Origin of the sequence: Salipiger sp. PrR007 (genome assembly GCF_010499845.1) — a bacterium.
Classification (GTDB): domain Bacteria; phylum Pseudomonadota; class Alphaproteobacteria; order Rhodobacterales; family Rhodobacteraceae; genus Salipiger; species Salipiger pacificus_A.
Genome location: NZ_JAAGOZ010000093.1, coordinates 185353 through 193482, shown reverse-complemented (window position 1 = coordinate 193482; position 8130 = coordinate 185353). Strand labels below are relative to the sequence as shown.

The window sequence follows — 8130 nt, the reverse complement described above, 5'->3', positions numbered from 1 at the left end:
CGGCGCCCTCGGCGACACCTCCACCCTCGCCGACCCCTCGGTCGTCGACGACCTCATCGAGAACCGCGCGAACAAGGCGTAGCGCCCCTTTGCCGCCGAACCGAAGGGCCCCTCAGGGGGCCCTTTGTCGTCTCTGGGCGGTCAGCTGCGGTTAACCAGTTTACCGAAAACTAGGAAGAATTCGCGACATCCTGATGCCCGGGCAGCCGCCTTGTGCTAGTCTCGATCCCGTGGGGCCGATAGCAGACGGAGCATTTCGATGCAGTTGACAGGTGTTCCCCAAGTGGTGGCACCTCTGGCCACCGGGCACCCCCTCGGCTTGCCCGGCGCCCCGGTCAGGACGGCCGAGGAGACCAAGGTGCAACCGGTCAAAGAGCAGTCCACGACCGACACGGATCATGGCGCCGACCATGGGACCGACGGCCAGCCGCCCACCGGCTTCTGGCGCAGCCTTACCGGCCTGCCGGACCCGGCCAATCACGTGGCCCCGCCCTCGATCATGCAGATCCGCATCTCGGCCCTGCTCGAAGAGCAGGCCGAAGCGCTGCTGAAGGAACTGCGCGACAAGGCCATCGCCCGTATCGGGGTCAAAAGCCCGCCTCCCGCACAGACGGAACCGACTGCTCCGCCGCCGCAAGACGAGGGGCCCGGGCAGATCGCGGGCGCCGATCCCGGTGCAGACCCAACCACCCGGACCGCCACGGCCGGGCCCGGCGGCGGGCAAGGGGCCCCGGAGCAGGCGGAGTCCGCTTTGGCCCCCGCCCGGGCAGAAACGGCGCTGTCGCAGGGTACCGCCCCTGCGGCCCCGACCGAGGCGCCCGACCCGACTTCCCGAGGCATTGAAGCTGGCGAGGAATTGCCGGTCTCCCGCCGGGACGCGCGCCGCACGACGCCGGTCGCCGCACCGACCCCACACGCCTACGGCAGTGATTCGGCCCCCTTCGGGCGGCAGGCGGAGGCCCTGGGCACGGGCTGAGCGTCCCAGCCGGACCTCCGCAAGCCCCTGCAAGCGCTCGCCATCCCGGTTTTTGGGCCCGGTCCCGGGTGAAGACCCCGCGCTTCCTGCCCCGCTCTCGCCGGTTTTCCCGCACCGCCTCGCTTTTCATGCGCCAAAGCTTGTCTTATAAGCGCGAAATCATCAGGCCCTGCACCGACCGGGCCCAGCATAACACCGGCGAGGACCGCATGAGCAAAGACAACCACGAAGCCGACGTGGCCTTCATCAAGGCACTGGCTGAACTGCTCCGTGAAAACGACCTGACCGAACTGCAGGTCAAGCGTGAATATGGCGAAGAAGACAGCCTCAATGTCCGCGTGAGCCGCGTGCAGCCGCAGGCCCCGGTGACCGCCACCGTCGCCGCCGCACCGGCCGCAGCCCCCGCCGCCGCACCGGCACCCGCAGCTGCACCCGCAGCAGAGCTGCCCGAGGATCCCGCCGCGCACCCCGGCGCCGTCACCTCGCCGATGGTCGGCACCGTCTACATGCAGCCCGAGCCCGGCGCCCCGTCGTTCATCTCGGTCGGCGCGCAGGTAAAGGAAGGCGACACCCTCGTCATCGTCGAGGCGATGAAGACGATGAACCACATCCCCGCCCCGCGCGCGGGCACGGTCAAGCGCATCCTCGTCGAGGATGGCGCCCCGGTCGAATACGGCGCCCCGCTGGTCATCCTCGAGTAAGAGGCAGCCATGTTCGACAAAATCCTCATCGCAAACCGTGGCGAGATCGCGCTCCGCGTGATCCGCGCCTGCCGCGAGATGGGCATCGCCTCGGTGGCGGTCCACTCGACGGCGGACGCCGACGCCATGCACGTGCGCATGGCCGACGAGACGATCTGCATCGGCCCCGCACCCTCGTCGGAAAGCTACCTGTCGCCGGCCGCCATCATCTCGGCCTGCGAAGTCACCGGCGCCCAGGCGATCCACCCGGGCTACGGCTTCCTGTCGGAAAACGCGCGCTTCGTGCAGATGGTCGAGGACCACGGCCTCACCTTCATCGGCCCGACCGCCGAGCACATCCGCGTCATGGGTGACAAGATCACCGCCAAGGACACGATGAAGGCGCTCGGCGTGCCTTGCGTGCCCGGCTCGGACGGCGGCGTGCCCGACCTTGAGACCGCCAAGCAGGTCGGCCGCGACATCGGCTACCCGGTGATCATCAAGGCCACCGCCGGCGGCGGCGGGCGCGGCATGAAAGTCGCGGCCTCCGAGGCCGAGATGGAGCGGGCCTTCCAGACCGCCCGCGCAGAAGGCAAGGCCGCCTTCGGCAACGACGAGGTCTATATCGAGAAGTACCTGCAGCGCCCGCGCCACATCGAGATCCAGGTCTTCGGCGACGGCAAGGGCAAGGCGGTGCACCTCGGCGAGCGCGACTGCTCGCTGCAGCGCCGCCACCAGAAGGTCTTTGAAGAGGCCCCCGGCCCCTGCATCACCCCCGAGGAGCGCGCGCGCATCGGCAAGACCTGCGCCGACGCCGTGGCCAAGATCAACTACACCGGCGCCGGCACCATCGAGTTCCTCTACGAGGACGGCGAGTTCTACTTCATCGAGATGAACACCCGCCTGCAGGTGGAACACCCGGTGACCGAGGCGATCTTCGGCGTCGACCTTGTCCGCGAGCAGATCCGCGTGGCTTCGGGCATGGACCTGTCCTTCGGGCAGGACGAGCTCGAGATCAACGGCCATGCGATCGAGGTTCGGATCAACGCCGAGCGTCTGCCGACCTTCGCGCCCTGCCCCGGCAAGATCACCCAGTACCACGCGCCGGGCGGCCTTGGCGTACGGATGGACAGCGCGCTCTATCAGGGCTACTCGATCCCGCCCTATTACGACAGCCTGATCGGCAAGCTGATCGTGCACGGGCGCGACCGCAGCGAGGCGCTGTCGCGGCTCGACCGCGCGCTTGGCGAGCTGATCGTCGATGGCGTCGACACCACGCTGCCGCTCTTCTCCGCGCTGCTGCAGGAGAAAGACATCCTGACCGGCAACTACTCGATCCACTGGCTCGAGAAATGGCTGGCCAGCAAGCTCGCCGACGCCTGATCCACGCGTGAGCAGATCGGAGCAATCAATGTGTGCGGCCCCTTCCCGATCCCGGGGAGGGGCCGTATGAGTCTGAGCCCCGAGCTTCTGCTGCAGGCCTATCGCGCCGGCGTCTTCCCCATGGCCGAGCACCGCGACGATCCAGAGCTTTTCTGGGTCGACCCGCGCCGCCGAGGCGTCATCCCGATGAACGGCTTTCGCATCTCGCGCAGCCTTGCCCGGCGGCTGCGCCGGCAGGATTACGAGGTGACTTTCGATCGAGATTTCGAGGGGGTGATCGACGCCTGCGCCGACAGGCGCGAGACATGGATCAATTCCGAGATCCGCGCGCTCTTCGCCGAGCTGCACCGACGCGGCCATGCCCATTCGATCGAGGTCTGGATGCAGGACGAGCTGGTCGGCGGTGTCTATGGCCTCGAAGTGGGCGGCGCCTTCTGCGGCGAGTCGATGTTCTCCCGCCGCCGGGATGGCTCGAAGATCGCGCTGGCCTGGCTGATCGACCTGCTGAAACGCGCGGGCTTCATACTCTTCGACACGCAATTCCTGACCGAACACCTCGCCAGCCTGGGTGCGATCGAGATCCCCCGCCAGCAGTACCGCGCGCAGCTCGCGACGGCGCTCCTGGTGACGCCTGACCTTTCTGGCACGCCGCTGGCGAACTCAGGTCAGGAGGTGGTGCAGCGCAGCACCCAGACGTCGTAGCGCTGGTGATCCATCGGGTTGAGCGCCGGAGACGAGGCGATCATCCAGCCGCGGAACACCGCGTCCGGGGTGCCCGCCTCGCGGATGGTCAGGAAGGCAAAGGCATCGCCTGCCCGGTTGCCCTCGGGGTAGCGGCACTCCTGCAGCGCGATCTCGATGCGGCCAAAGGCGACGCTGGCGCCCGACGCTACCTCGAGGTCGGTCGCCCGCCCGGTCAGCTTGTCCAGCCCGCGCAGCACCGCGCCCGAGCCGGTTTCTGTGGCGTCCTGTGCCCCGGCCGCGGTCGCGGTCGAGGCCAGCATAATCAGCCCTGCCAAAGCGCGTTTCATTCGCTTCCTCCCGCGACGTATTTCAGCAGCAGGGAGATCAGGCTGACCGAGCCCTGCGTGTCCAGCACCTCGTCGCCCGCGCTATAATAGAAGGGCGAACCACCGGGGCTGATCTCGACGAAGTTGCCGCCCAGAAGCCCCTCGGAGGAGATGACAATCGAGCTGTCGTCGGGCAGCTGCACATCGTCCTGGACCATCAATGTCATGTCGGCGCGATAGGTTTCCGGGTTGAGGCGGATTTCGCTGACAGAACCGACCTTTACCCCCGCTAGCCGCACGTCGCTGCCTACGCTGATACCCTCGAGCGAACGGAAGCTGGCGTCGAGCGCGTACCCCCTGTCGCCACCGATGGCGAAGCCAGTGGCGCTGACCGCATAAGCCGAGAAAGCAATGGCCCCAGCCAGCACCAGCCCGCCGACGGTCACCTCTGTGGCAGTGTGCGACATGGGATTATTCCGGGCTCTTATTCAGGGCTCCACGCCTCGTAGTCGCGGCGCGGGGCGGGCTCAGGGCGACGGATCGAGCCCTTGGGCGCATAGGCCAAGGCGGTGCCGGTCAGGTTCTCGACATGCGGCTTTTCCCAGGCCTTGTGCGGCAGCGGGCGCTCGGTCGGCGGCGCATCAAAGGTGTGGTGCAGCCAGCCGTGCCACTGGGGGCTGACCCGGGTGGCTTCCGCCTCGCCGTTGTACATGACCCAGCGGCGCGTGCCGTCCTTGGTCTGGTAGAAGACGTTCCCCTGCTCGTCCTCGCCGACGCGCTGGCCCTTGCGGGACGTGTAGAGCTGGGTGTTCAGCGTCGCCCCGTTCCACCAGGTAACGGCCCGCAGCAACGTATTGAGAATGCCCATGGACGACTCCTCGCTTGATCCTGTCCCGTGTATGACCAAATCCGCCGCCGAGGTCCAGCGGCGACGGTGCGCCTTCGGCCTCAGGCGGGGGCGAGTGTGGTCAATTCGATTTCTATCCGGAATTTCGGGTCGATCAGCGCGGTCTCGAGCATCGTCGCGACCGGCGGATTGTCTCCGAAGGTCTCGCGCAGCAGCGGCCAGCAGGCTTCGAACTCGGCGGCGTCGGGCAGGTAGTAGGTCACCCGCACCGCATCGGCGAAGCTCGCCCCGGCCTCTGCCAGCGCCTTCTCGATGGTGGCCAGCGCAGAGCGGCACTGTTCGACCACCGTCTCCCCCTGCCCCACCGTGCCCGCGACATGCACAAAGCCACCCGCCACGACGGCGCGGCAATAACCGATCTTCGCCTCGAATTCGCCGCCCGAGGAAATGCGTTTGAGGGTCATGGGGTCAGCTCCCGAAGCGGATGCGCGCCGCAAGGCGGCCATCGGCGGAAAAGATGTGAAGGTCCTCGGCCGTTGCGTTGCGCATGTACCAGTTGCCAGGCGTGTCGAGCGCGTGCTGCAGCTCGGCGCCCAGCTCCGACTGCCACTCGCCGCGGCACTCGTCCAGCACGTCGACCGGCAACTTGCCGAAGAGCCGTTCCGGCGACTGCCGCCAGTCGCCGCCGAAGCGTTCCCACCAGACGGTTCCGAACGCCGAGGTTGGCGGCGCGTTGGCAACGCCGGTGCCGGTCCGGATGATCGCGTAGGTGCACCCCTTGCCCTCGTCCGAAGCAAGCTTGCTGGCCAGCACCTCCTCGATCGGGAGCAGCCCCCCGAACACCTTGCGGGCATAGGCCTCGGGCCCCGGCGCAAGCGAGCCCGTGCCGGGCACAGGTGTTGCGCTGCCGTAGCGGGCCTGCACCTCGTGAGGGGGCGGAAGTCTGCGCACGTCGGCGTCACGCCCGTGTAAATAGGCGAACCATGCCCATCCCCCCAAAAAGAAAATGCCTGCCACGACGGCAAGCATTCTCAAAGCGTTCTGCACAAGCTGCGCCAGGAACCAAGTCATTTACTCATACCAGAAAGTCACTTGTCACGCTTGGATCAGCCGGCCGACGCGGGCTCCTTCTTGGGGTCCGTGTAGATCAGCAGCGGCTTGGCGTCGGCGTTCACCGACTCCTCGTTCACCACGACCTCGGTCACATCGGCCATGCCCGGCAGCTCGAACATGGTGTCGAGCAGGATGCCCTCGAGGATCGAGCGCAGGCCACGGGCGCCGGTCTTGCGCGCGATCGCCTTCTTCGCGATGGCCGAGAGCGCATCGTCGGTGAAGGTAAGCGTGGTGTCCTCCATCTCGAAGAGGCGCTGGTATTGCTTGACCAGAGCGTTCTTCGGCTGGGTGAGAATCGTCACCAGGGCGTCTTCGTCGAGATCCTCGAGCGTCGCGATCACCGGCAGACGGCCGACGAATTCCGGGATCAGGCCGAACTTCAGCAGGTCCTCGGGTTCCAGCTCCTTGAAGATCTCGCCGGTGCCGCGCTGGTCGGGGTCCCGCACATCGGCGCCAAAGCCCATGGCCGAGCCCTTGCCGCGCTGCGCGATGATCCGGTCGAGACCGGCAAAGGCGCCGCCGCAGATAAACAGGATGTTCGTGGTGTCCACCTGCAGGAATTCCTGCTGGGGATGCTTGCGACCGCCCTGCGGCGGAACCGAGGCCACGGTGCCTTCCATCAGCTTCAGCAGCGCCTGCTGCACGCCCTCGCCCGACACGTCGCGGGTGATCGAGGGGTTCTCGGACTTGCGGGTGATCTTGTCGACCTCGTCGATGTAGACGATGCCGCGCTGCGCGCGTTCGACGTTGTACTCGCTCGATTGGAGAAGCTTGAGGATGATGTTCTCGACATCCTCGCCCACGTAGCCAGCTTCGGTCAGCGTGGTCGCATCGGCCATGGTGAAGGGCACGTCAAGAATGCGCGCCAGCGTCTGTGCCAGCAGCGTCTTGCCGCAGCCAGTCGGGCCGATCAGCAGGATGTTGGATTTCGCCAGCTCGATGTCGCCACTCTTCTGCGAGTGGTTGAGCCGCTTGTAGTGGTTGTGCACGGCCACAGAGAGCACGCGCTTCGCCTTCATCTGGCCGATCACGTAATCGTCCAGAACGTCGCAGATCTCGCGCGGCGTGGGCACACCGTCGGAGGACTTCAGGCCAGCGCCCTTGGTCTCCTCGCGGATGATATCCATGCAGAGCTCGACGCATTCGTCGCAGATGAAGACGGTCGGTCCCGCGATCAGCTTGCGCACCTCGTGCTGGCTCTTGCCGCAGAAGCTGCAATACAGGGTGTTTTTGCTGTCGCCGCCGGAGTTCGTCGCCATGTCACACCTTTCCAGGCCTTGTGTTCGCATTGGTCGGGGCCGTTGCCCCGACGAGGCCTATCGTCTCTGCCAAGTCCGGAAAGTCTAGGACAGGCCTTTCCGGTCCACAATGTCAAAATTGCCGCGCGCAGGTCGGCGCGCGGCACGGGCGGCGGGTTACGCCGCGTCGGCGCTGCCGCGCTTCTCGACGATCTCGTCGATGAGGCCCCAGGCCTTGGCGTCCTCGGGCGACATGAAGTTGTCGCGCTCGAGCGCCCGCTCGACTTCCTCGAGGGTGCGGCCGCAGTGCTTCACGTAGATCTCGTTGAGGCGCTTCTTCAGCTTCAGCGTCTCTTCCGCGTGGATCATGATGTCGGTCGCCTGGCCCTGGTAGCCGCCCGAGGGCTGGTGCACCATGACGCGGCTGTTCGGCAGCGAGAAGCGCATGCCCGGCTCGCCCGCGGCAAGCAGCAGCGAGCCCATCGAGGCCGCCTGCCCGATCACCAGCGTCGAGACCTTGGGCTTGATGTACTGCATCGTGTCGTAGATCGACAGACCCGAGGTCACCACGCCGCCCGGGCTGTTGATGTACATCGAGATTTCCTTGCCCGGGTTCTCGGCCTCGAGGTGCAGCAGCTGCGCCACGATCAGCGAGGACATGCCGTCATGCACCGGGCCCGAGAGGAAGATGATACGCTCCTTCAGCAGCCGCGAGAAGATATCGTAGGCCCGCTCGCCACGGCTGGTCTGCTCGACGACCATGGGGACGAGGGTGTTCATGTATGTTTCAAATGGGTCTTTCATCTTCGCCTGCCTGCTCTGTCGTGTCCAAATGGTGCCTAGCGCGCGCGCGTTAAACGAGTCTTAGTGTCGGGCCAAAGGG

General features: G+C 66.5%; 11 protein-coding genes. 4 read left to right on the top strand and 7 right to left on the bottom strand.

What is annotated here, in order from left to right; genetic code table 11:
- Positions 1-259 precede the first annotated feature (259 nt).
- The 4 genes from G0Q01_RS25555 (at position 260) to aat (ending at position 3741) form a co-directional block, all read left to right on the top strand.
- Positions 260-976 (top strand): hypothetical protein, encoded by a 717-nt coding sequence (locus G0Q01_RS25555; RefSeq protein ID WP_164189054.1) that lies wholly within the window; start codon positions 260-262, stop codon positions 974-976.
- Positions 977-1185: 209 nt separating this feature from the next.
- A complete protein-coding gene (accB, locus tag G0Q01_RS25550; RefSeq protein WP_164189052.1) occupies positions 1186-1677 on the top strand; it encodes an acetyl-CoA carboxylase biotin carboxyl carrier protein in 492 nt (163 codons plus the stop codon).
- Between the two features lie 9 nt (positions 1678-1686).
- A complete protein-coding gene (gene accC / locus G0Q01_RS25545) occupies positions 1687-3039 on the top strand; it encodes an acetyl-CoA carboxylase biotin carboxylase subunit (RefSeq protein ID WP_164189050.1) in 1353 nt (450 codons plus the stop codon).
- 66 nt (positions 3040-3105) lie between these two features.
- Complete coding sequence (gene aat, locus G0Q01_RS25540; RefSeq protein ID WP_164189048.1) at positions 3106-3741, top strand: leucyl/phenylalanyl-tRNA--protein transferase; 636 nt, start codon at positions 3106-3108, stop codon at positions 3739-3741.
- Here aat and G0Q01_RS25535 read toward each other — a convergent pair.
- The 7 genes from G0Q01_RS25535 to G0Q01_RS25505 form a co-directional block, all read right to left on the bottom strand.
- Positions 3705-4070, bottom strand: a complete 366-nt coding sequence (locus tag G0Q01_RS25535) for a DUF2155 domain-containing protein (RefSeq protein WP_164189046.1) — start codon at positions 4068-4070, stop codon at positions 3705-3707. The genes aat and G0Q01_RS25535 overlap by 37 nt on opposite strands.
- Entirely contained in the window at positions 4067-4516 is a 450-nt protein-coding gene (gene mlaD, locus G0Q01_RS25530) for an outer membrane lipid asymmetry maintenance protein MlaD (RefSeq protein WP_164189044.1), read from the bottom strand. The genes G0Q01_RS25535 and mlaD overlap by 4 nt, the downstream gene beginning before the upstream one ends.
- A 17-nt stretch (positions 4517-4533) precedes the next feature.
- A complete protein-coding gene (locus tag G0Q01_RS25525; protein WP_164189042.1) occupies positions 4534-4917 on the bottom strand; it encodes an NADH:ubiquinone oxidoreductase subunit NDUFA12 in 384 nt (127 codons plus the stop codon).
- A gap of 80 nt (positions 4918-4997) precedes the next feature.
- Positions 4998-5360 carry a RidA family protein gene (locus G0Q01_RS25520; RefSeq protein ID WP_108966440.1) on the bottom strand — a complete coding sequence of 121 codons (363 nt, stop codon included), beginning with the start codon at positions 5358-5360 and terminating at the stop codon, positions 4998-5000.
- A gap of 4 nt (positions 5361-5364) precedes the next feature.
- A complete protein-coding gene (locus tag G0Q01_RS25515) occupies positions 5365-5847 on the bottom strand; it encodes a hypothetical protein (RefSeq protein WP_164189040.1) in 483 nt (160 codons plus the stop codon).
- A gap of 155 nt (positions 5848-6002) precedes the next feature.
- On the bottom strand, positions 6003-7268 hold the full coding sequence (gene clpX, locus G0Q01_RS25510) for an ATP-dependent Clp protease ATP-binding subunit ClpX (RefSeq protein ID WP_095881278.1): 1266 nt from the start codon (positions 7266-7268) through the stop codon (positions 6003-6005).
- Positions 7269-7424: 156 nt separating this feature from the next.
- On the bottom strand, positions 7425-8051 hold the full coding sequence (locus G0Q01_RS25505) for an ATP-dependent Clp protease proteolytic subunit (protein ID WP_108966446.1): 627 nt from the start codon (positions 8049-8051) through the stop codon (positions 7425-7427).
- Positions 8052-8130 lie beyond the last annotated feature (79 nt).